This is a genomic window from Psychromonas marina, assembly GCF_030161115.1.
Lineage (GTDB): Bacteria > Pseudomonadota > Gammaproteobacteria > Enterobacterales > Psychromonadaceae > Psychromonas > Psychromonas marina.
Window position 1 is genome coordinate 76,985 of record NZ_BSPQ01000015.1, and the last position, 23,348, is coordinate 100,332.

A 23,348-nucleotide genomic window follows, 5' to 3' on the forward strand; every position below is an offset into this window, starting at 1 on the left:
GTAACTTTGGCTACTTAAAACCATCAAAAAACAATAAATAATATTTTTTAGAGCAATATCAATAAAGAAGATAAATACAAAGCACTTTGCTTTACATAGATTAAGGAATACCCATGATTAGCAACCCAATATTAAAAGGTTTTCACCCAGACCCCTCTGTTTGTCGTAGTGGCGAAGATTATTATATTGCAACCTCAACCTTTGAATGGTTTCCGGGTGTGCGAATCTTTCATTCAAAAGATCTTAAAAACTGGCGCTTAGCAGCAACACCACTCGACTCAGTAGAAATGTTAGATATGCGCGGAAACCCTGATTCAGGTGGTATTTGGGCACCCAATATCACCTACGCTGATGGTTTATTTTGGTTGTTATATACAGATGTAAAAGTTATTGATGCACCTTGGAAAAATGGACGTAATTTCTTAGTCACTGCAGAAAATATTGAAGGTCCATGGAGCTCCCCTATCCCAATGGGTAACGGTGGCTTTGACCCATCATTACTGCATAATGAAGATGGTAAAAAATATTATGTTTATCGCCCTTGGGGTCCAAGAAATCACAGTGACCCTTACAATAAAATAGTCGTGCAAGAATTTGATGCGACAACTAACAAGTTAAATAAAAAACGTACTAATATTTTCGAAGGCACCGACCTTAAATATACCGAAGCACCAAATATTTATAATAAGGACGGTTACTACTACTTACTGACCGCTGAAGGCGGCACTAGTTTTGAACATTCGGTGACCGTAGCACGATCAAAAGACCTATTTGGTCCTTATCAAGTAAGTCCACATGGATCGCTCGTAACGACGTGGCATAAACCCACCAATGCAATCCAAAAAGCAGGCCATGGTGCGCTAGTAGAAACTCAGAATGGCGAGTGGTTTATCACCTATTTAGCAAGTCGTCCAATACGCTTCCCTGATCGCCCACTGCTTGCAAGACGTGGACGTGGTATGTGCCCGTTAGGCCGAGAAACGGTGATCGATAGGATTGAATGGGTTGATGGCTGGCCACTTGTTGTCGGAGGAGCACACGCTAAACTAGAAATTCCAGAAGCAAACTTACCTGAATGTGATTGGGGAGTTTCAGAAAATTTTACTGATAACTTTGACAACCACAAACTTGATGGTAATTGGCAAACATTGCGCATTCCGTTCAGCGACAAACTAGGCAGCTTAACAGAGAACCCAGGTCATTTAAGATTGCATGGTAATGACAGCTTAGTTTCACTGTTTGAACAGTCAACCGTCGCAACACGCTGGCGCCACCATGACTTTAGTGCGCAAACGAAGATGGCATTTTCACCTGAAAATTTTCAGCAATCAGCAGGTATGTGCTGCTATTACAACACCAGTAACTGGACATACTGCTTAGTTGATTTCGATGAAAAACTAAACAAGCGTTGCTTGCGCTTAATTCAAGTTGATCACCAAATTGCAACTTTTCACCATTATGATGGTAATGAAATTATTGTACCTGATGAAATAGCGCACGTTTGGATGAAGGTGGATGTGAAAGGCTTGGATTATTACTACAGCTACTCTTTTGATGGTAAAAACTGGGTACAATTTGAAAAAAGTTTTGAATCTTGGAAAATATCAGATGATTACATCGACGGACGCGGTTTCTTTACTGGTGCCTTTGTTGGTTTACACTGTGAAGATATAAGCAGTGATGGTTGTTTTGCAGATTTCGAATCATTTACTTATCTCGCTAAGTAGATAAAGTTATATCATCGTGAATGCGATGATATAACTTACCAATAAAGTGTTGAGGCTGTTAGGCGTCACTGCTTTTTATCGTTCTAGAAATTTTAAAAAATCTCTGCAACTCCCCCACTAATAACATTTGTTTTTTATGTTTTAGGAACATTATGACCCCAAATAGACGTGCAGATCTTATTTTGATTTTAGCAACTCTACTCGCATCAGCCGGATGGGTATTTTCAAAAGAGAGCATACAAGGTCTTGCCCCTTTTCAATTTGTTGGATTGCGTTTTGTATTAGCAGCCTTGTGCTTATTACCTTTTTGCTATGCAGATATAAAAGCACTCAGTAAATCGAACCTGCTAAAAACCTTAGGCGTGGGTTGCTTACTTGCTAGCTCACAACTTCTGTGGATATATGCGATTTCTGTCAGTGATGGATTAAGTGAAGGCGCATTTATCATGAGCTTAGCAATGCTATTTGTTCCGCTCGTTGGTTGGCCTTTATTTAAGATAGCACCACCACGTATTTTTTGGTTATCTTTACCGATTGCCATTGTAGGCTTAATGTTATTATCGCTGAGTAATGGTTGGCAGCAATCCACTAGCCAAGTATGGTTTATTCTGTCTGCAGTTATGTTAGCGATCCACTTTAATTTCAACAGTCGTAGTGCGCAGAAAATTTCACCCTTATCACTTACCTGTATACAATTATTTGTGACCGGCTTTATCGGCCTCAGCATCTCCATTAATACAGAAGTATGGCCTCAACAGGTTAGCAGTGATATTTGGATTTGGTTTGCGATGAGTGTATTAATTGCGACTAGTTTGCGCTATTTGATGCAAACCCTTGGACAAAAACATAGTGTGGCAGCTAATGCCGCAATCATCATGGTCTTAGAGCCAATTTGGACGGTGATATTGAGTATTATGTGGTATGACGAACCGATGCCATTAAACAAAATATTAGGTTGCTTACTGATTTTTAGCTCCTTATTAATATATCGTCGAGGAACAACCATAAACAATTTAAAGGTGATTAAAAAGTAGACCTAAAGCAATGAAAATAACTATCTCAGACATTTTTTTTGAAAGAGAAAAGTATGTGCCCAGTCAATAATAATATGCAAACAAAAGCATTTTCTTTGTTACTTTCTATTAAAATGTTACTGTAACATTATTATCTTTCCCTTTTTCGGAACGTCTAAATGCCTCAAAATAAGAAACCCAAACGACCGACACTTCAAAATATTGCAGATCGTATCGGCATAACAAAAATGACAGTAAGCCGCTATATGCGCGATCCCGAATCGGTTTCAGAAACAACACGTAAAAAAATAGCCGCAGTATCAGAAGAACTCGGTTACATTCAAAATCGTGCACCGATAATGCTATCCAAATCATCAAGTAAAGTAATCGGTGTATTATTACCCTCTTTATCAAATCATGTTTTTTCTAGCTTTACACAAGGGATTGAGGTCGTTACAAATGCAAAAGGTTACGAAATCATTATTGCGCATTTCAGTTACAACGAAGAGATAGAAGAACGTAAAATTGCTTTTTTATTGTCTTACCAGGTTGATGGTCTTATTTTAACAAGTACAAGACATACCAAACGCACCCTACAAATGATCAAAACCGCCGGCGTTCCAGTGATAGAAGCGATGGAAATACCCGAAAAACCTATCGATATGGCAGTTGGCTTAGATCATGCAGCCGCCGCCTATAGCGCAGTTAACGCAATGATTGAGAAAGGATTGAAAAAAATAGCTTACTTTGGTGCTCGATTAGATTATCGAACCCAATTACGTATGCAAGGTTACGATACAGCAATAGACGAAGCAGGCCTCGAAAAACTTCATATCCTTACTCACAAACATACCAGTTTTACATTAGGTAATGAGTTACTTAGTAGAGCTTTATCTGAATGCCCTAAACTAGATGGCGTTTTCTGTACTAATGATGATATTGCAATTGGCACAATATTAAGCTGTAAAGAACGTGGTATTAAGGTTCCCGAACAACTTAGTATTATCGGCTATAATGCATTAGATATTGGTCGCGCTATTACCCCACAATTGACCAGTGTTTCAACACCACGTTATCAAATCGGCGAAAAAAGTGCAGAGCTATTATTGTCCTCTATCGAGGGAGATCGAGAAGAGCGTAATATTTATGACCTCGGGTTTACAATTACCCCCGGTGGGACACTATAACTTGCTTATTAGTGACCAGTAAATAGTAGATAAAGGGCAAGCTATTAAGGTACTTTGCCCTTTGATTAAAACCTTGATAAGGATAAAACCTTAGAAAAAGTAATTAATACGAATACGTCCCCCTAAATCTTCACCTTCTTCAAAATGACTACCTAGCGAAGTGCCTTGATCATTAACGGTTGTGTAAAAAACGCCTAAATATACTGAGAAATCTTCTACATTCAGAACATTAAAAACTTATAGGGAGCATAAGCTCACTTTGCCAGCATGGTGTTAGAGTCTATTTAGACAGTAAGACTAAGTATTGTCTTATCTGATATAGTGAACCGAAGCCTTTCAATAAGATAATCGGATGTTTGCTTATTTTTATTCCCCTATTGATATACCGACGCGGAACAACGGTAAACAATCTGAAATTGCTTAAAAAATAAAACCGACTTTAGTAAAAATCAGCGTAAACACCATTAATGTCACTAATTAGCGAGGCTTCTCATTAGCGCTCATTGATATATAACATTCCCCTTTCATAACCGAGTTAATAAGATCGTGAATAGAGGTTAATTTTCTTGGGAAATAGGTACCTTGACCCGATAGACTATCTGCATTATGCGTATCAGAACCGGCAGTCTGCAGCAAATCGTGTTGCTTGGCATAAGCCAGTGCGCTTTGATTATAACTAGGATGATCATTTCCTGAGTTGATCACCTCTATCGCATCTATTTTATTAGCAAACAATCTTATTTTATCAATATAATCGCGCTCTCTAAAGGGATGTGCGTGTATTAAAAAACCACCTGCTTGATGTACTTTTTTAAAATAAAGTTCCAGTGGCCAGGTGAGTAAATCGGGGTTATTTAAGAGGAATGCTTTGTCCAAACCATAAGTGAGAAAATCAGTGCCTTTATAGGTATATTCCCAACCAAAGAATACATCTAGCTTGAGTTGATGCGCAGCTTTTAGCGCATTTTCATATCCTAAACAGAACAGATCTACTTTTTCTTCCCAAGGTAATGCTGAGTTAATGTTGCAGTTTCCATTAAAAAAATGATCCGTAATCACTACCCCGCTATAACCCGCTTTAGCATAGCTGTTTACAATTTCAGCGGCACTGCTAACAGCACACGCACTCACTTCAGAGGTGTGGCAATGGGTTTCATATTTATATGGGAAAAGTGAATTCATTATTTTCTCCTAGCAGGTTTTATTGATGGCAGTTAACTGATGCTCTGCAGCTCAAAACAGGCCTAAAATGAAATTTAAACCTGCTCTGTACTTACCCTATAGCGCAGTTAATATGAGGTGCTTATGCATATTTAAACTCTTCGATAATAGCGCGCTGTGCTTCCGAGATTGATTTTAAATTATGGCTAATTTGCGTCACTTCTTCGGTAGAGTTTAGTGTCTCCTCCGCGACTGATAAAATAGCAGACATATCTTGATTGAGGTTATTACAAACACTTGATTGCTCTGTGGTAGAGACACTGATCGCATCGTTCAAGTCAGCAAGTACTGACACACGCTCATTAACTTGCTGAACCTGCGTTTGAATCAAGCTAAAACTGCCTACATTTTCCCTCATATTGTCGTTGCATAGGCTCATTTGCGCGACAGCTGACTGAATATCCTGCTGTAATGTTGCAATCACACCTTGTATCTCAGAGGTCGAGGCACTGGTTCGACGTGCCAATTGGCGCACCTCATCAGCAACGACGGCAAAACCTCGACCACTCTCGCCAGCTCTTGCTGCTTCAATCGCAGCATTGAGGGCCAATAAGTTCGTCTGTTCAGTAACATTGGTTATTACATCTAGGATAGAAAAGATGGAACCACTACTCTTCGATACTTTTTGCATCAATACCATGCCTTCTTGTAGCTCAATCGACAGTTTATCATTGAGCACATAAGCATCTTGCGAAACGGTCACACACTCTTTAACATTTTGATCGATATTATTAACGAAGCCAGATGCCTTATCCGCTCGCTCAGCAATATCACTGACGCTTAAATCCATCTCCGCTAACGCTTCTGATATCGAGTAACACACCTCTCTCTGGGTTTTCGATTTACTATGTAGCTCCTCACCTAAACGCAGGTTATCAACAGACGCGTTTTCAATACTGTCACTTTTCGTGGAGATTTCAGACACCGCCTTTTGCTGATTGCAAATAGCGCTATTTAAACGCTCGGCAATCAATCCAAATTCATTACGTTTACGGTAAGTACAACGGACCGTTAAGTCACCTTCAGAAACACTGTTAAGGGTTGCAACAATCTGCTTAAGTGGCATTTTGATGGTGCGCTGTAACCATAAACTTGCCACTGAACAGCAGAGCAACACAATAAAGGTAGTGATATAACTGCTATTAACAACCACATCGATTTTATCCAGTGTTTGCGTTAGCTGAGAGGCAGTATTTGTTTGGCTTTGTTTCGACACGGCATAAATCTGCTGTTGGATCTGCTCAAGGTGTTGCTTGAATTCTTGTAACTGCAGGTTACTGACTATTTTAAATTTCTGACGTTGTAGCTGAAGGTTTAAGACTCCCTGCTCTTCACTCATCTCCTTCAAAATCCAAGGGAGGTTGGTATCAAGTTCTGTCTGCCCTTGTAGAGACTGTAAGCTGACTTTCAACTGGTTATATTCTTTAAAATCAGCAATAACATACTCTGCAGTGTCTTTATTAATCGTTAATATTTTAGCAATTTTTTCAATATCAACCGTATTGAAAGCGTGTATTGAATCGATCAACATCAACCCCACTTCCTCGGTAATCGAATCAAGCAACAGTTTGACAGGTACGGTCGCCTCTAATTGAAACTCCTTACCTATTAAGCTACTAAAGCGCTGTGACATCACCTGAAAGGCGGCCATTTTTTCATTAATGATGGCCGAATCTGATACCTCTTTAATACGTGAAACAATAATCGCATTTGCCATAGAAGATAATTGACGAGTTGTTTCAGAGGTTATATCGGTATTAGCGATTGAATCAGTTGCTAATGACGCTGCTTGCAATTGAGTGAGGTTATTGTTTATTTCAGCAATATCGTGTGAAAAGAGTGATTGATTAACGAGGCTTTCAATCTGGTTAACCGAGTGATTAACATTGCTTGCACTTTGCAAGGTCGGAAAGGTTTTTTCAGTCACCTCAGCAATCGCTATTTTGGTGTTATTAAATTGTGCGGTAAAGGTGTAAGCCATCCCTAAAATAGCAATAATAAACAGCACAAAAGTGATCAAAAGTAAGCGGCTAATATTAAATCCAGAATGAATCATGGTAGGTCCTGTATTTGATGCAATTTAAGGAGGCAAAAGTTCCAATGCTAATACCAAAGGAATTAATAAAGTGATCATTCTTGCTGGTTAAAATTATCCCTAACTGCGTTGTGAGTTTTGAAGTGAGAACAACTATCTCCTGCAACTCACGCCTTATTAGTAATAATTTTTCCTGCGCAAACTCTGATCACCTATTAAATTCCATTGGTATAACTTCACCTAGTTCAATTTATGAAAAAACAGACAATAAAATCAGCACAAACACGTTTTAAACTGTATAAGGTTATTCCTTATTTATCATCAACTTGAATTCAACTATGAAGCAATCCATCAATTTCATCTTTATCATATTTTATAAACTGAGTGTGAATTTCTCCCCATAATCATTAAATGTGATTGGTCGCAAACAAAAAAACAAAGACATATAATTTATTTGTGCAGCCGATCATAAATAACCAGCATCACTAATGAGGATTATTTAAATAAAAGTAGGTAAATACAGCGGTAGTTGATTGGATAAAGAAATGAAAAGAGAAGTTTAATTGTTTAGCTGCATAATACTATTGCGTTTAACATCAAATTCAAAAAAGGTTACTCGATAAGTAACCTCATTCTGGTTAAGTCATCAATATTGTAAGCCAATCGCTTCTCTAACTTTATCTAATGTATTGATAAGGTCACGACTAAACTCAAAGGTCATGATATCGCTTTCTGTTTTACCTTGGCGTAATAATTCATTAAAGTGAGCAATTTCATAGCTATAACCGTTGCTTGTACAATTAAAATCAAGGGTTTGTTGATCCGCACCGTTAATAAGGGTGACCGAAGAGGGACAATGGAATTCTCTGTTAATTTTGATCGTCCCTCGTTCGCAATGAAATATTGCTTCGCAGGGCGTTGATGCTAACAATGTTGATTTTAACAACGCGGTTGCACCATTTTTATAATTAAATACCATTGAGCAAGATGAGTCAGCACCATTATCAAAAAAGGTCGCTTTCTCTGTCGTTGAATCGGGTAAACCAAGCGTCGAAAGGGCAACAAAAATAGGATAAATACCAATGTCTAACAGGCTTCCACCACCCAGGGATTTCTTAAACAGACGAGATCTTTCATCAAACTCACAACTAAAACCAAAATCGGCTTCAACTTTAAGTAACTTCCCATAGGTCTGGTTCGCTAATTCCTTTAATACAAATTGATAGTGTGGCAGGAAGTAAGTCCACATTGCTTCCATCAATAGTACCTTTTTTTCCTCGGCGACCGAAATCATACTGTTTACCTCAACAGCATTCATTGCAAATGGTTTTTCACATAAAACAGCAATTCCCTGCTGCAAGCATAACAGTGTGTTTTCTTGGTGTAATGAGTGAGGAGTAGCGATATAAACGGCATCAACATTGGGGTCTTGTACTAACGCCTCATAACTACTGTAAGCTTGAGTTGCTTGGTATTGTTGTGCAAAATCAGTTGCTTTTTCTTGGCTTCGTGAAGCAACGGCATACAATTCGCAACCATCAACCGTAAGCAGATCCTGTGCAAATTTATTGGCAATATTGCCTAGGCCAATAATGCCCCAACGAATATTTCTATCTGACTGTGATTTCATCTTTTATTCCTTTAGATTAGCTAAAAATAGCCTCATTTGTCGTTTTATTACCCTTAATTTACACCGCTATTTTTGTTAAAAAAAAACCGATCTGTAATAAGATCGGTTTTTAATTTAGGTTACAAATGCTTATGCAAATAATTCGTTAGTTTTTTCAACGATATTTTCAACTGTAAAACCAAACATTTTAAACAGTTCATCTGCAGGTGCAGATTCACCAAATGTCGTCATACCGATGATCGCGCCATTAAGACCCGTGTATTTGTACCAGAAATCAGCAATACCTGCTTCAATCGCAACACGTGCAGTCACATCAGCTGGTAATACAGATTCACGATACAGTGCATCTTGCTTATCAAATAGATCCGTAGCAGGCATTGATACAACACGTACTTGCTTGCCTTTCGCAGTAAATTCAGCTGCTGCGGCAACCGCTAGCTCAACTTCTGAACCTGTCGCAATAAAGATAAGATCAGGTTTACCAGCACAATCTTTCAGGATGTAACCACCCTTCGCAATGTTAGCTAATTGAGCAGCATCACGTGGTTGTTGCGCTAAGTTTTGACGCGAGAAAATCAATGATGTTGGACCATCTTTACGCTCAATCGCGTATTTCCAAGCAACCGCAGATTCAACTTGGTCACAAGGACGCCAAGTGCTCATGTTGGGTGTTAAACGCAGTGATGCAATTTGTTCAACAGGTTGATGCGTTGGACCATCTTCACCAAGACCAATAGAGTCATGAGTATATACTTGGATGTTTTGAATTTTCATCAATGCAGCCATTCGCATTGCATTACGCGCATATTCCATAAACATCAGGAATGTTGCGCCGTAAGCAACAAAGCCACCGTGAAGCGCGATACCATTCATGATTGCCGTCATACCAAATTCACGCACACCGTAGTGAATGTAGTTGCCTGAGAAATCATCCGCGGTTAGTGATTTAGAACCAGACCACATGGTTAAATTTGATGGTGCAAGGTCGGCAGACCCGCCCATAAACTCAGGTAGCATTTTACCAAACGCTTCTAACGCATTTTGTGATGCTTTACGTGATGCGATGTTAGCTGGTGTTGCTTGAAGATCAGCGATAATAGCAGTCGTTTTCTCTTCCCACTCTGATGGCATTTCACCATTTACGCGGCGTTTGTATTCAGCTGCCAACTCTGGGTATTGTGCTGCATACGCTGCAAATTTCTCGTCCCACGCTGCTTCCTTAGCTGCGCCTGCTTGTTTCGCATCCCATTGCGCATATACTTCCGACGGAATTTCAAAAGGACCATGCTCCCAACCTAGTTTTTGACGTGCTGCTGCAATCTCTGCATCGCCTAGTGGTGCGCCGTGACAATCATGTGTTCCCTCTTTGTTTGGCGAACCAAAACCGATAATGGTTTTCGTACAAATTAGGGTTGGTTTACCCGTTTCAGCTTTAGCGGCTTCAATCGCTGCGTTAATAGCAGCGGCATCGTGACCATCAACAGCTGGAATAACATGCCAACCATAAGCTTCAAAACGTGCCGGTGTATCGTCAGAGAACCAACCTTCAACTTCACCATCGATAGAGATACCGTTGTCATCCCAAAATGCGATTAGCTTACCAAGACCCAAAGTCCCAGCTAATGAACAAACCTCATGCGAGATACCTTCCATCAAACAACCATCGCCCATAAATGCGTAGGTATTATGGTCAACAATCTCGTGACCTTGTTGATTGAACTGCGCAGCTAATGCACGTTCAGCCATTGCCATACCCACGGCATTAGCAATACCTTGTCCTAGTGGACCGGTTGTCGTTTCAATACCCGGTGCATAACCATACTCTGGATGACCTGGTGTTTTAGAGTGTAACTGACGGAAGCTTTTGATATCTTCAATTGACAGTTCATAACCGCTTAAATGCAATAAAGAGTAAAGCAGGATTGAGCCATGACCATTAGAAAGGACAAATCTGTCTCTGTCTAACCAATCTGGGTTGCTTGGGTTATGATTCAGGTGATCTCGCCATAATACCTCAGCGATATCAGCCATCCCCATCGGTGCGCCTGGATGACCTGAGTTCGCTTTTTGTACGCCATCCATGCTTAATGCACGAATAGCATTGGCTAAATTTTTACGGTTCATAATATTCCTATTTTTAAAAATTAATAATTTTAGTGATATCTATACATTTAAATTAAGCTGTTTTTTTCGCAACACCCTGCACTAAAGCACTCAAGATCATCTCTTCTAATTTCACTTGGTCAACGGCAAAACCACGAATACCTTCTGCTAATTTATCAAAGGCCATTGGGTCTTGCTGATGTGCCCATAGGAATTCTGATTGTGTGATTTTTTGCGGTTGTGCTTTCGTCGCACCGTTATCAACCAGTTTTGTCACTAATGGTTCGTTACATTCACTTAAATCTTGTAATAAAGCAGGGCTAATTGTTAGACGATCACAACCCGCAAGTTCTGTTATTTCACCCAGATTACGGAAACTAGCGCCCATCACAACGGTGTTGTAGCCATGGTCTTTGTAGTAGTTATAGATACTAGTCACAGAGATAACACCTGGATCTTCAGCAGCGTCAAAAGTACGACCCTCTTTAGCTTTATACCAATCCATAATACGACCAACGAAAGGTGAGATAAGGTAAACGCCCGCTTCAGCACATGCACGCGCTTGAGCAAATGAGAATAAAAGCGTTAAGTTACAGTTGATACCTTCTTTTTCTAAGATTTCAGCAGCACGGATACCTTCCCAAGTAGAGGCGATTTTGATCAAGATACGATCGTTACTCACACCCGCATCATTATATAATTTGATCAATTTACGCGCTTTTAATACTGTTTCTTCTGTATTGTAAGAAAGACGAACATCGACTTCCGTTGAGATACGACCAGGAACAACCTTTAAGATCTCTTTACCAATATTAACCGCTAACATATCAGCAGTATCAACCACTTGTTGTGCTTGGTCATCGCTTTGTGCTTTAGCATAAGCAATCGATGCTTCGATCAATGGCGCATAACTTTCAATTTGTGCCGCTTTTAAAATTAAAGATGGGTTGGTGGTTGCATCTTCTGGTTGATATTTAATAATCGCGTCAACTTCACCTGTATCTGCTACTACTGTGGTCACTTTTTGCAATTGTTCTAATTGGTTTGTCATATTATCTAACTCTCTATAGTTTATATTACAAAGGTGGCATTAATCCTTAACGCCCCCTATTGGTAGAAATTCGGTTTAAAAAAGATCTTTCACTTGTACATATAGTTTTTGGAATGTTGCACGTTTAGCCGCATAACTTGCATGGCTTTCACTATCCGGTGTATGGGTTTGGATTAACCCAGGTACTGGACATACATCTTCAACTTTTGCATTTTCCGTTGTACCTAAGTGTGCAAGACGTGCAGCACCCAGTGCAGGGCCAACATCACCACCAGCACGGTAAACAAGTTTCTTATTAAATACGTCTGCTAACATTTGACGCCAGTAAGGGCTTCGTGCACCGCCACCAATCAATGAAATTTCATCAGGCTCATTACCAGTCACATGCAGCGCATCTAGACCATCAGCAAAAGCAAAGGCAACCCCTTCTAATACCGCTTTAGCTAATTCAGGACGCTTTGTTTCATGAGTCATACCAAAGAACACACCTTTTGCTTCAGGGTTGTTATGTGGTGTACGTTCGCCTGATAAGTAAGGTAAGAAAATAACCTCAGAGTCAGCACTTGCTTCTGCTTCAATCTCAGCAAGCATCTCTGGTACACTTGCAGCACCGGTTAATTTAGCAACCCAATCAAGGCAAGAAGCGGCGCTTAAAATAACTGACATTGAATGCCAAGCAGCCGGTAATGCATGACAGAATGTATGTAACGCTGATTCAGGGTTTGCAGCAAAGCCATCGGTAACTGCAAAATAAACACCCGATGTCCCCAGTGAAAGCATTGCTTGTCCTGGTTGAGTAATACCAACACCAACAGCACCAGCTGCATTATCACCAGCACCCGCAATAACAGGTACCTGTTTCATGCCCCACGCTTTTGCCACCTGTTCAGATAAAACGCCAGTGACATCACTGCCTTCATATAATTTAGGCATCTGTGCGCGTGTTAATCCGGTTGCCGCTAATAGTTCATCATTCCAGTCACGTTTCGCAACGTCTAACCACAATGTACCAGCAGAATCTGACATATCAGAAGCAAAATCACCGGTCATGCAGTAACGTAAGTAATCTTTTGGTAGTAATACTTTATCTATTTTTGCAAAACACTCTGGCTCATTATTTTGTACCCATTTCAATTTAGGTGCAGTAAAACCAGGCATCATAATATTGCCAGTAATCTCTCTGCTTGTTGGTACTAATTGTTCAATTTCGAGACATTCAGCAGCACAACGACCATCATTCCATAAAATAGCAGGACGTAATATTTCAGCGTTGCTATCAAGTAATGTTGCACCATGCATTTGTCCAGCTAGGCCAATAGCAGTCACATTTGATAAGTCGATCTGCTTTGCGAGCCCTTTAACAGCTTGGTCCGTTGCACTCCACCACTCATTTGGATCTTGCTCAGACCATAGTGGAGCAGGTCGTGAAATAGAGATTGAAACCGTTTCAGTCCCTAAAATAAGTCCACTTTGATCAAGCAAAATGGCTTTAACTCCAGATGTTCCAAGGTCAATACCAATAAACATACAACATTCCTTTTTATTTTTATAAATGTGATAATTTGCTTTAATTTCTATTGCTTATAAAGCAAAGAGTAAGTATTTACATGAGATTAAATTCTCTCTGAAACAAAGAATACGTGTTGCTAGCGCCTATCTACAATTACGTTTTTTGGTACCCTCTTTCACTGATTTAGTGAACGTGTCATTGATCACAAACTCAGTAAATAAGAAGGCTTTATTGCTAGAAAAATGTCCTAGTTGGACTATGTATTGCTCAGTTAACATATTATGATTAAAAATCAGTTATTAAAGACGCTCAGTAAAGTCATTGAGTGCCTTGGTTTACGTTATTAAAGTAGTACTTTCTTCCTGTCAGTAAATGATTACCGTGACTAACTGCTTTATAACCTTCTCATAGTTTTGAATGATAAGGACATCAATCGAATTTTATTTAAAAGTGTTCCTAATGAAAAATAACTACCGCATCACATTATTATTCAATGCTAACAAAGCATATGACCGTCAAATTATTAAAGGAATTGGAGAGTATCTACAAGCCACTCAGTGTCATTGGGATATTTTTTTCGAGGAGGACTTTTGTACCCATCTCGATAATATTCAGGAGTGGGTTGGTGATGGTATTATTGCCGATCTCGATAACCCTGAAATCGAACGACTATTATCGCAGTTAACGATTCCTGTTGTCGGTATTGGTAGCTCTTATCAAGATGAAGACGACTACCCTTTCATGCCTTACATCGCAACAGACAATACCAGCTTAGTCAGTAGTGCATTTAATCATTTAAAAGATAAAGGGTTAGAGAACTTTGCCTTTTATGGTTTACCTGAAAGTCATAACACCCGCTGGGCAGTAGAGCGCGAAAAAGCCTTCAATCAAATTATCGAAAATGAAGAATACAGTAGCTCAGTTTATCGCGGACACCGTACTACACCGCAAACATGGCAAGATGATATGGGCCATTTAGCAGACTGGTTACAAAGTTTACCAAGCCCAGTCGGTATCATTGCAGTGACCGATGCACGTGCTCGACACCTACTACAGCAATGTGATCACCTTAATTTAATGGTACCCGATAAAGTCGCTATTATTGGCATCGATAACGAGGAGCTAACCAGTTATTTAACCCATGTTTCACTCAGTACAGTAGGGCAAGGTTGTAAAAAAATGGGCTACGCTGCAGCAAAATTACTGCATAACCAATTAATCACCTCTAGTAAAAGTGAAATAGTCGTTGATCCAGATGAGATAGAAACCGATATTACTTACCCGCGCATTATTGTACCTGCCGAAGAAGTATTTGAACGACAAAGCAGTGACTTTCAAGCCGTCAATGACCCTTACGTCATAAAAGCGATGCACTATATTCGTAATAACGCATTTAATGGTATCAAGGTTGATCAAGTATTAGACGCATTAACGATTTCTCGCTCAAACCTAGAAACCCGTTTTAAAGAGGAGCGAGGACATTCCGTTCATCAAGAAATTCATAACTCAAAATTGAAGCGAGCCTGTGAACTGTTAGCTTCAACAAATATCGCCATTGCAGAGTTACCTGCTTTGTGTGGTTACCCTTCTCTACAATATATGTACAGCGTGTTTAAGAAAGATATCAATATGACACCAAAAGAGTATCGTATCAGCCATGCTCATTCGTTATCTTAAGGCATAAAAAAAGGCAGTTAAACTGCCTTTAAAATGGAAAGAATTATTCACTAGCTGAGCGTTATTTTAAACACTGTTTTATGTGAATAAGGGCGACTTGGCGAGTAGATACACTGCGCAGCAATCTCCGGCATATTAACTTGATCAGGATAATGCTGCGTTTCAAGGCATAACCCATAATAGGCATCGTATACTTTACCTTCTCGACCCGTTTCACCCGGTAATGCATTACCCGTATAAAGTTGGATAGCATTTTGATCGGTAAATACTTGTAGCTGTAACCCTGTTGATTCACAACCAACCTGTGCGGCGAATGCGAAATCATCTTCATTGAGACACCAGCAATGATCATAACCATTAACCAGTTTTATCTGCTGCTCATCTGCTGTAATACCCGCTTTAATCACCTTCGTTGTGCGCAGGTCCATGGCTGTATTTGCAACCGAATCTTTACTCATTGGAATCGCTTTATCATCAATTTTTAGGTAATGATCGGCGTCGATAGAGACGGTATGATCAACAATCTTTTCATGACAACCCGATAGGTTGAAGTAGGTATGTTGAGTAACATTAAGCGGTACCGCTTTATCGGTAGTCGCACCATATTCAACTGACAATTCATTCTCTTCGTTTAAAACATAGGTCACAGTGAAGTTAATATTTGCTGGGTAACCTGCGTCGCCCTCTTTGGTTTGTATCGTTAAGCAGATTGCATTCTGACTCACAGACTCAACCAACCAACACTGTTTATCTAAATGAATTGACGCGCCGTGTAGATGATTAGTTCCCTCATTTAATTCAAGCGAAATGGTTTCGCCATTGAGTGGAAATTTGCCTTCAGCGATGCGGTTAGCCCATGGGCCAACAACACTACCGATATACGCTTTTGTATCCAAGTAATCCTGTGGTTGATTAAACCCTAAAACAATATTCTGTTGTTTATTGTGCTTATCATTGACAAAAAAGTTCACAATAGTGGCACCCAGCGGTGAGATATCAACCTGTGTACCCTGTGCATTTTTTAAAGAATAAAGGTGCGTATCACCCCATGCTTGCTTTATTTCTTGTGACATAATTGGCGTCCTAATTTTAAAGGTATAAAAAAAGTGCATGTGCCCAGCAGCATGCACTTTTTAGATTATCTATGTTGAGCTTGTTGACTTAGTTTAAGAAAGTACAAGGGATCTCATTCGGGTAGCGCTCTAATGCTGGTTGATTATAATCAATATCAGTCACACCCAGCAGGTTCAATACTTGGTACATTGTTTTACCTACGTTAGCAAAGGCAATACCAGCATGATGTGGGTAACGCTTTTGAATCAATACGTGGCGGTAGAAACGTTGCATTTCTGGAATAGCAAATACAGCGATTGAACCAAATGATTGTGGGTCGATATCCAAGATATCACCCTGTGCAACATATGCACGAAGCTTAGTATCAGCAGTTGATTGCAGACGGAACAGTGTAACTTCACCTGGCTTGATTTGACCTTCAAGCGTACCACGTGTGATATCAGGTTCTTTACCAGGTTCCATCAAGCTATGCATGATTTTTTGGAAACGTAGTTGTGAATTTTTCATACAGCTAGATGCTGTGTTACCACAATGGAAGCCCATGAACAGGTCTTTTGCAGTGTAATCACCCATGATCTCTTTATTTGCTTCAACCATGTCTGTTGGTACAGAGTTATTGATATCCAATAACGTTGCAGGCAAGTTCGTTGCACAGGTGATCATGTACTCAGAAAGTGCGCCGTAAATATCAACTTCACAAGCAACCGGAATACCACGTTCAGCTAAACGCGCATTGACAAAACATGGAACAAAGCCGAAGAATTTTTCAAATGAAGGCCAACACTTATTAGCAAATACACCAAACGTTGAAGCACCAAGATTCGCTTTATGGAAATCAAGTAATGCGGCTTCATATTGTGCTAACTTAGGCAGTAGATCAGGATATGGGTTGTTATCACCAAGTTCTGCTTCCATGGATGCGATAATTGCAGGAATATCTTTATGACCTTCAGCTTCAAGATATATGTCGTAAAGGTCAAGTTCACTGTTTTCCATTATCTCAACACCGAGGTCAAACAATGCTTTGATAGGTGCATTACAAGCGACAAAATCTTGCGGACGAGGACCGAAACTGAAGATTTTAAGCCCTTTAAGACCCAAGATAGTGCGAACAACCGGTACAAATTCACCAATCATTGTTGCTACTTCTGAAGGTGTGCCTACTGGGTACTCAGGAATATGTGGGCGGATATTACGTAAGCCGGCACTGTATGAAGCATTCAACATACCACAGTATGCGTCACCGCGAGCATCCATAAGACATGCTGTTGATTCTTCTGCTGCAGAAACAAACATAACCGGACCATCAAAACGTTGTGCCATTTGAGTTAATGGGCCTTCAGGACCAAAGTTACCAAGGTAAATAACTAAAGAGTTAACACCCGCTTCTTTTGCTTCAGCTAACGCTTTCAACATATCGACTTCATTTTCGATAATCGTATTTAACTCAATAATACTAATTTCTTTTTCTGCACATGATGCAACAACTGCTTTGCGACGTTGCTCAGAAAGGCTAATAGGAAAACAGTCACGGCTAACAGCCACGATACCAAGTTTAACTTGAGGGATATTGATCATAATGTTGCTCCAAAATTTTGTGTTAGTGAATTAATCTGAAGCCACTATGTCGATTTGAAATAGAAAAAAATATTGTGAAAAATAACAACCCGTTTGTGTTTTTTTGTTTTAACAGAATCGATCACAAAAGCGCTCATTGAGTGCTTAAAATATGAAGAAAAAACACCAGTCACAGCAACAATAACGCAACATAAAAGCAACAAATCCACCACAACAAGTAGCAACAACAAACACTAATGAGAGTTATTATTAACTAGAGTTTGGGGGAACACATCCGAGGTATCAATAGAGAACAATCGCTATAAACCTTTCGCTTAATTTATGCTCAGCTATCTATTTAGCATTAAAAAACGTACTCATTTTAAAATATGAAGCGCATAAGAAACTTGATCAATGGTTTCACCTAATACATCAGTATTACCGTGGTCAGTCGTCACAATTAAAAACAGAAACCTCACCACAAGGTGTCACAATGAGATTTCTGCTAACTGATACCAATGACAGTAAATAGCTGATCTATTTTACTGGTTAAAACAACTGACTTCTGCGTTGTAAGTTTCGCAAAGGGAACAACCCTTTACGTCAACTTCCGCCTTGAATTAAGCTGTTTTTCCTGCGCAAAATTTAGATCACATACTTAATGCAATTGGCATTTCTCTTTTTCGAAATGTTCAAGCAATATTAATCACTTAAACTATCTCCCACTTAAACAGTACCTGCGCCTTGCTTAGCTTGGCAAACGTAAATACTCTCTTTTAAACCTGTTTGTTTTTGATACTTAGTTTCAATCGCTTGCTTAACGGCTTCAACTTTTTCAGGTAGCATCAGTGCCACAATACAGCCGCCAAAACCACCGCCAGTCATACGTACGCCGCCTTCATCACCGAGCTCTGCTTTAACAATATCAACAAGCGCATCTACTTCAAAAACGGTAATTTCAAAATCATCACGCATCGAGGCATGTGACGCTTCCATTAATTTAGCCATCGACTTAAGGTCACTATTTTGTAATGCCGTCGCCGCTTTTAATGTACGATCGTTTTCAGTGATTACGTGACGCGCTCGTTTGAACGTAACAGGATCAATTTTATCTGCCCCTTGCTCAAGCTGTTCAAGGGTTAAATCTCGTAACGCTGCCACTGAAAAAGCCGTTGAAGCCGTTTCACATTGCACGCGGCGTGTATTGTATTCACTATCCACTAAGCCACGTTTTTTGTTAGAGTTAATGATCATCACCACCATCTCTTCTGGCATTGAAATTGGCGTTGTATCAAGGCTACGACAATCTAATAAGAGTGCGTGATTTTCTTCGCCACAGGCTGAAATCAATTGATCCATGATGCCACATTGACAGCCTACAAATTCGTTTTCAGCCTTTTGACCGTTTAATGCGATCTGCTTTTGGGTAATTTCAAGCTGATAGAGTTCTTTGAATGTTTGCCCAATAACAACCTCTAATGCTGCTGATGAACTTAGCCCTGCGCCTTGTGGTACGTTGCCACTCACCACAATATCTGCGCCAGAAAATTCAAAGCCAGCATCGAGCAAGCACTTCACGACACCACGGATATAGTTTGCCCACATTTTCTGTTCAACAAACTTTATCTCTTTGGTTAAATCAAATTCATCTTGCTCATTGTTGTAATCTACTGAAACTAAACGGACGATATTATCTTCTCGTGGTGATGCCGCGACCATTGCTTGATAGTTGATCGCACAAGGTAAAACAAAGCCATCATTATAATCGGTATGTTCGCCAATCAAGTTAACACGCCCTGGCGCCTGAATGATCTGCTGCGGAGTATAACCAAGTTGTGTTTCAAAGGTATTTGTTACAATACTTTTTAAGTCTACTTTATTCGCTGTCATGGTTTTTCTCTCTATAAAAATGGGTTAAACGGCGCGGTAGTGAACATCACTCACTGCACGAAGTTTTTCTGCTGCTTGCTCAGGGGTTAAATCTCGTTGGCTTTCAGCCAGCATCTCATAACCAACCATAAACTTACGCACACTCGCAGAGCGTAAAAGTGGTGGGTAAAACAGCGCATGTAGCTGCCAATATTCATCTTCACACTGTGGCTCTTTAAAGAAAGGCGCGTAATGCCAGCCCATTGAATAAGGGAATGAACACTTGAATAGATTGTCGTAACGGCTGGTTAATTTTTTAATCGCAATCGCTAGGTCATCACGCATCTCAGCCGATAAATCACTCATACGCGCAACATGTGTTTTAGGTAAAAGAATGGTTTCAAATGGCCAAGCAGCCCAGTAAGGAACAACGGCTAACCAATGCTCTGTTTCAACAACCGTGCGAGAACCATCTTCGAGTTCACTGTTAACATAATCCACCAGCAAGTTGCTTTTATTTTCTTCGTAGTAGGCTTTTAATAACTTCTCTTTACGCTCAATTTCATTGGGCAAAAAATCATTTGCCCATACTTGACCATGTGGATGTGGTTGCGAACAGCCCATCACTGAACCTTTATTTTCAAAGGCTTGAACCCATACATAGTCTTTACCTAATTCAGTAATTTGCTCATCCCATGTATCGATAACTTGGCGAATACTTTTTTCCGGAAGCTCTGGTAAGGTTTTGCTATGATCAGGTGAAAAACAGATCACACGGCTCAAACCACGCGCACTCTCTAAGCGAAACAATGGATTACCTGATGGCTCTGCATCTGGCGTATCCGTTGTGAGTGCAGCAAAGTCATTTTGGAAAACATAAGTACCTTTATAATCAGGGTTTTTATCCCCAGAGATACGGGTGTTTTTTGCACATAAAAAACAATCACAATCGTAGCTTTTGTCACTCGCGGGTTCCGGTTGCTCATCTTGTCCTTGCCAAGGTCGTTTAGCACGATGTGGAGAAACTAATACCCATTGACCAGTAAGCGGATTAAAGCGACGGTGGGGATGATCCAATGCGTTAAATTTTACAGACATAAATATACCTTAAATAAGTTGAATAAATGGTGTAATGGCGAGTGACTATTCACTGTAACCATTAGGATTATTAGACTGCCAACGCCAGGTATCTTCAGCCATCTCTTTCAGCGATCTCGTCGCTACCCAATTTAATTGCTGACGCGCTTTTTCAGTATCCGCCCAACACTGTGCGATATCACCACTGCGACGTGGTTGAATGTCATACTTGATCGGTTTCCCGCACGCAGCTGAGAAGGCATCAACCATTTCTAATACACTACTGCCCTCACCGGTACCTAAATTGAAAATATGTAATCCTGCTTTATCACCGACAGCGTTAAGTGCCGCAATATGGCCATCAGCTAAATCCATGACGTGTACATAATCACGGACACCAGTACCATCTTTGGTCTCATAATCATTACCAAATACAGCTAATGATTCACGGCGACCAACGGCAACCTGTGCAATAAACGGCATTAAGTTATTCGGAATGCCTTGTGGGTCTTCGCCCATATAACCAGAAGGGTGTGCTCCAACCGGGTTGAAATAACGCAGTAATGTAATGCTCCAGCTTGGATCGGATGCGTATAAATCTTTTAGGCATTCTTCCACCATAAATTTACTACGGCCATAGGGATTGGTGACGCCACCCGTTGGTGTTGACTCAGTAATCGGCACCACATCAGGATCGCCATATACCGTTGCGGATGAGCTAAAGAGCAAACTTTTAACACCTGCTTTATCCATCTCATCCGCGAGCACTAATGAACCATGTACATTATTTTCAAAGTAATTAAGTGGTTGCTGGACAGACTCCCCTACCGCTTTTAAGCCTGCAAAATGAATAACAGCAGTAATAATGTGTTCGCTAAAAATTTGTTGTAGCAATTTACGGTCACGTACATCGCCTTCATAAAAGGTAGGTGTACCTGCATTAAATTTTGCTATTCGTTGTAATACTAGCTCACTACTATTGTGTAAATTATCGATAATAATAGGCGTAATACCTGCTTGCATAAGCTGCACGCAAGTATGGCTTCCTATGTACCCGCAACCACCTGTCACTAATACTTTCATTACACTCTCTCCAATCCATTTTTAAATATTTTTCACAACATACTCGTTGTTAATGAATAAATAATAGACACAAAAAACCAAAATGTAAACGTTTACATTTTTATTTTATTCTAAAACCCTAAATGGTTCAAATGCTGATGTTCACTTTTATTGAGCAAATTAAAATAACAACCTAACTATCAGTTATTTGACCAGCAAGATAGATCAGATACTTATATGTAAGAGTATAAGCTCGGTGAGCTTTCTTAATAAATAATTGCTTGTAATAGCTAGGTTTGTATTGACCAACGTTGCCGTTTTATAAAAAACTGATCCCACGAGATTTTCAAATAAAAAATATGATCTGCGTTAGATAGTATTAATAAAGATTTTTATGGGGTTTAATTGCTGATCAGAGATTGCGCATGAAAAATTATTATTCATAAGGCGTGAGTTGTAGGCTTTCGATAGATTGTCTTCGTTAATCCTCTATCGAAGAATTAAATTAAAGGCTTTAATTCTTTAATAGTTGCTCTCATTTCATAAAATCATATGAAACGATTTTGAACACCTTTAGCTGGCCACGCAGTGGTGGAGAGTAGGATGTTCGGAATAAAATGCTATTTCCCCACTAATTTAACAAGTAAAAAACGATATTATCGCCTCATAATAAAAGACTAGAGGGTATAGAATTTCCCATAAAAGACCGAATAACTAAGCGATTCTGAATCGCTTAGTTAAGTGCATTGCTCTTTTAATAGGAGCACTAAACAGTACTCCTAAAATATCAGTGATTTAAAGCAACTTTTTCGCCGCCGCAACCACAATTGCAATAGCATTGACTTCGGTTTTTTTCATCGTTGCTTCATCAGGAATCTCTTGCTGAGTGCGGTTTACAATCACACCCGCAACACAAGCGGCACGCCACCCCTGAGATGCACACATAGTAAACAACGTTGAAGATTCCATCTCGTAGTTTAATACCCCTAAATCTTGCCACTCTTGCATTGATCCTTTAAAACGACGCGTTACACGCGCTGAAACCGTGTCGTAACGTTCTTGCCCAGGATAAAAAGTATCAGAAGATGCAGTGATACCAATATGTGGTTCAACACCCGCATCACGACAAGCGGCTACCATCGCTGTGGTTGCTTCAAAGTTTGCAACTGCAGGAAATTCCATGGGCGCAAAATGAAGGCTTGCGCCATCTAAGCGAACGGCAGCTTGCGTGACAATCACATCCCCTGGGTTAATATGTTGTTGAATAGCACCCGTTGTGCCAATACGTAGGAAAGTACGCACGCCCAGTTGTGCCAGCTCTTCAACAGCAATTGAAGTAGAGGGACCGCCGATACCCGTTGAGCAAACAACCACGGCTTTGCCATCGATATAAGCAAGGTAGCTGGTGTATTCGCGGTGACTCGCAAGAAATGTTGCGTTTTCCATTAACTCTGCAATGCGTTGCACGCGCTCAGGATCACCTGGTACAATCGCAACCGTCGCACCATCTAGCATTTTTTTTGTTAAACCTAAGTGAAATACTTCTGACATAATA

At 40.0% G+C, this 23,348-nt stretch carries 16 protein-coding genes; 4 read left to right on the forward strand and 12 right to left on the reverse strand.

Annotated elements, in window-relative coordinates; translation table 11 throughout:
• Positions 1-113 precede the first annotated feature (113 nt).
• The 3 genes from QQK09_RS14455 (at position 114) to QQK09_RS14465 (ending at position 3,927) form a co-directional block, all read left to right on the forward strand.
• Positions 114-1,727: a glycoside hydrolase family 43 protein gene (locus QQK09_RS14455; RefSeq protein ID WP_284204874.1), complete on the forward strand. Its 1,614-nt coding sequence runs from the start codon at positions 114-116 to the stop codon at positions 1,725-1,727.
• 152 nt (positions 1,728-1,879) lie between these two features.
• A complete protein-coding gene (locus QQK09_RS14460) occupies positions 1,880-2,761 on the forward strand; it encodes a DMT family transporter (RefSeq protein ID WP_284204875.1) in 882 nt (293 codons plus the stop codon).
• A 158-nt stretch (positions 2,762-2,919) separates the two neighbouring features.
• On the forward strand, positions 2,920-3,927 hold the full coding sequence (locus tag QQK09_RS14465) for a substrate-binding domain-containing protein (RefSeq protein WP_284204876.1): 1,008 nt from the start codon (positions 2,920-2,922) through the stop codon (positions 3,925-3,927).
• Positions 3,928-4,404: 477 nt separating this feature from the next.
• On the opposite strand, the gene QQK09_RS14470 is transcribed toward QQK09_RS14465, so the two are convergent.
• From QQK09_RS14470 to xylB, 6 genes are all read right to left on the reverse strand, one after another.
• The gene (locus tag QQK09_RS14470; protein WP_284204877.1) at positions 4,405-5,109 is read right to left on the reverse strand and encodes a PHP-associated domain-containing protein; all 705 of its coding nucleotides are present in this window, start codon (positions 5,107-5,109) and stop codon (positions 4,405-4,407) included.
• A 121-nt stretch (positions 5,110-5,230) separates the two neighbouring features.
• Complete coding sequence (locus QQK09_RS14475) at positions 5,231-7,204, reverse strand: methyl-accepting chemotaxis protein (RefSeq protein WP_284204878.1); 1,974 nt, start codon at positions 7,202-7,204, stop codon at positions 5,231-5,233.
• Positions 7,205-7,829: 625 nt separating this feature from the next.
• Positions 7,830-8,813, reverse strand: a complete 984-nt coding sequence (locus QQK09_RS14480) for a Gfo/Idh/MocA family protein (protein WP_284204879.1) — start codon at positions 8,811-8,813, stop codon at positions 7,830-7,832.
• A 129-nt stretch (positions 8,814-8,942) separates the two neighbouring features.
• Positions 8,943-10,940, reverse strand: coding sequence for a transketolase (gene tkt, locus QQK09_RS14485; protein ID WP_284204933.1), 1,998 nt, complete (start codon positions 10,938-10,940; stop codon positions 8,943-8,945).
• Positions 10,941-10,989: 49 nt separating this feature from the next.
• A complete protein-coding gene (tal, locus tag QQK09_RS14490; protein ID WP_284204880.1) occupies positions 10,990-11,967 on the reverse strand; it encodes a transaldolase in 978 nt (325 codons plus the stop codon).
• A gap of 75 nt (positions 11,968-12,042) precedes the next feature.
• On the reverse strand, positions 12,043-13,494 hold the full coding sequence (gene xylB, locus QQK09_RS14495; protein ID WP_284204881.1) for a xylulokinase: 1,452 nt from the start codon (positions 13,492-13,494) through the stop codon (positions 12,043-12,045).
• 442 nt (positions 13,495-13,936) lie between these two features.
• Here xylB and QQK09_RS14500 point away from each other — a divergent pair, with 442 nt between their 5' ends.
• Entirely contained in the window at positions 13,937-15,154 is a 1,218-nt protein-coding gene (locus tag QQK09_RS14500; protein ID WP_284204882.1) for a XylR family transcriptional regulator, read from the forward strand.
• A gap of 50 nt (positions 15,155-15,204) precedes the next feature.
• Here the strand turns inward: QQK09_RS14500 and QQK09_RS14505 are convergent, their stop codons facing one another.
• From QQK09_RS14505 to udp, 6 genes are all read right to left on the reverse strand, one after another.
• Positions 15,205-16,227, reverse strand: a complete 1,023-nt coding sequence (locus tag QQK09_RS14505) for an aldose epimerase family protein (protein WP_284204883.1) — start codon at positions 16,225-16,227, stop codon at positions 15,205-15,207.
• An 88-nt stretch (positions 16,228-16,315) separates the two neighbouring features.
• Positions 16,316-17,806, reverse strand: coding sequence for an L-fucose/L-arabinose isomerase family protein (locus tag QQK09_RS14510; protein WP_284204884.1), 1,491 nt, complete (start codon positions 17,804-17,806; stop codon positions 16,316-16,318).
• A gap of 705 nt (positions 17,807-18,511) precedes the next feature.
• Positions 18,512-19,675, reverse strand: coding sequence for a galactokinase (gene galK / locus QQK09_RS14515; protein WP_284204885.1), 1,164 nt, complete (start codon positions 19,673-19,675; stop codon positions 18,512-18,514).
• A 24-nt stretch (positions 19,676-19,699) separates the two neighbouring features.
• A complete protein-coding gene (locus QQK09_RS14520) occupies positions 19,700-20,752 on the reverse strand; it encodes a UDP-glucose--hexose-1-phosphate uridylyltransferase (RefSeq protein ID WP_284204886.1) in 1,053 nt (350 codons plus the stop codon).
• Positions 20,753-20,797: 45 nt separating this feature from the next.
• Entirely contained in the window at positions 20,798-21,814 is a 1,017-nt protein-coding gene (gene galE, locus QQK09_RS14525; protein ID WP_284204887.1) for a UDP-glucose 4-epimerase GalE, read from the reverse strand.
• A gap of 774 nt (positions 21,815-22,588) precedes the next feature.
• Positions 22,589-23,344, reverse strand: coding sequence for a uridine phosphorylase (udp, locus tag QQK09_RS14530; RefSeq protein WP_284204888.1), 756 nt, complete (start codon positions 23,342-23,344; stop codon positions 22,589-22,591).
• Positions 23,345-23,348: the final 4 nt, after the last annotated feature.

Excerpts from the sequence above, each read along its gene's own strand:
- QQK09_RS14455 (WP_284204874.1), top strand. The coding sequence starts at position 114 with ATGATTAGCAACCCAATATTAAAAGGTTTTCACCCAGACCCCTCTGTT.
- QQK09_RS14460 (WP_284204875.1), top strand. The coding sequence starts at position 1,880 with ATGACCCCAAATAGACGTGCAGATCTTATTTTGATTTTAGCAACTCTA.
- QQK09_RS14465 (WP_284204876.1), top strand. The coding sequence starts at position 2,920 with ATGCCTCAAAATAAGAAACCCAAACGACCGACACTTCAAAATATTGCA.
- QQK09_RS14470 (WP_284204877.1), bottom strand. The coding sequence starts at position 5,109 with ATGAATTCACTTTTCCCATATAAATATGAAACCCATTGCCACACCTCT.
- QQK09_RS14475 (WP_284204878.1), bottom strand. The coding sequence starts at position 7,204 with ATGATTCATTCTGGATTTAATATTAGCCGCTTACTTTTGATCACTTTT.
- QQK09_RS14480 (WP_284204879.1), bottom strand. The coding sequence starts at position 8,813 with ATGAAATCACAGTCAGATAGAAATATTCGTTGGGGCATTATTGGCCTA.
- tal (WP_284204880.1), bottom strand. The coding sequence starts at position 11,967 with ATGACAAACCAATTAGAACAATTGCAAAAAGTGACCACAGTAGTAGCA.
- xylB (WP_284204881.1), bottom strand. The coding sequence starts at position 13,494 with ATGTTTATTGGTATTGACCTTGGAACATCTGGAGTTAAAGCCATTTTG.
- QQK09_RS14500 (WP_284204882.1), top strand. The coding sequence starts at position 13,937 with ATGAAAAATAACTACCGCATCACATTATTATTCAATGCTAACAAAGCA.
- QQK09_RS14505 (WP_284204883.1), bottom strand. The coding sequence starts at position 16,227 with ATGTCACAAGAAATAAAGCAAGCATGGGGTGATACGCACCTTTATTCT.
- QQK09_RS14510 (WP_284204884.1), bottom strand. The coding sequence starts at position 17,806 with ATGATCAATATCCCTCAAGTTAAACTTGGTATCGTGGCTGTTAGCCGT.
- galK (WP_284204885.1), bottom strand. The coding sequence starts at position 19,675 with ATGACAGCGAATAAAGTAGACTTAAAAAGTATTGTAACAAATACCTTT.
- QQK09_RS14520 (WP_284204886.1), bottom strand. The coding sequence starts at position 20,752 with ATGTCTGTAAAATTTAACGCATTGGATCATCCCCACCGTCGCTTTAAT.
- galE (WP_284204887.1), bottom strand. The coding sequence starts at position 21,814 with ATGAAAGTATTAGTGACAGGTGGTTGCGGGTACATAGGAAGCCATACT.
- udp (WP_284204888.1), bottom strand. The coding sequence starts at position 23,344 with ATGTCAGAAGTATTTCACTTAGGTTTAACAAAAAAAATGCTAGATGGT.